The sequence below is a fragment of the Synechococcus sp. R55.2 genome, assembly GCF_047462075.1.
Lineage (GTDB): Bacteria > Cyanobacteriota > Cyanobacteriia > Thermostichales > Thermostichaceae > Thermostichus.
The window spans coordinates 1-712 of sequence record NZ_JANSIH010000228.1 but is presented as its reverse complement, the minus strand read 5'-3'; the positions used below and the strand labels follow the sequence as shown (position 1 = coordinate 712).

The window sequence follows — 712 nt, the reverse complement described above, 5'->3', positions numbered from 1 at the left end:
CTCTCTCCAGCGGTCGCTCCCTGTTCATATGCCCACGGCACCCTGACGGGAAAGGACTCCGTCCCGCTACCGCGTTCGCGTTAGCGTCGCGTAGCGACAACGGCGCTTCTTGACAAGGGGGCACCGCCTAGAAGTTAGCACGGGATAACTGACGGGATAACTGTTGGATGATTCTCCAACGGCAGGACTGTCCTCTGGCTGGGAACCTTCCTTTAGGCGACTTGGGGTACGGGCTCAGGGTTGGGCAGCAGGCCAGCTAGGCGCGGGGAAAAACGCAGTGCTGCCTGCACAAAGGCTTGAAACAGACGGAAGTGCTCGGCTTCTTCAAAGGTGAACTCGGGGTGCCACTGCACGGCAACAGCCCAGGGGTGGGTTTCGTGTTCAATGGCCTCGATCAGCTCATCTCGAGAACGGGCAGCCAAACGCCAACCTGAGGGCACATCGCGGATGGCCTGATGGTGCCAAGAGACCACAGAGATTTCTTCTGCGCCGACGATTTGGTGTAGCCGTGTGGAGCGGATCAGGCTGACATTGTGGCGAATGGGCTTGCGATCAGCGGGGTTGAAGTGATCCAGCTCGTCGTACACATCAGGCACATGGGGGATCAGCTTGCCGCCACTGACCACATTTAACAATTGCATCCCCCGGCAAATGCCTAAAACAGGGATCCCCTGGGCCAGCACGGCCTGAGCCAAGGCCACCTCAAATCGAT

The 712-nt window shown here is 59.0% G+C and carries 1 protein-coding gene; it reads right to left on the bottom strand.

Features of this window, described 5'->3' with window-relative positions; genetic code table 11:
* Nucleotides 1–212: 212 nt before the first annotated feature.
* Nucleotides 213–712, bottom strand: a 500-nt coding sequence (locus NW838_RS07880; RefSeq protein ID WP_414427813.1) for a gamma-glutamyl-gamma-aminobutyrate hydrolase family protein, incomplete at its 5' end; no start/stop codon positions are given.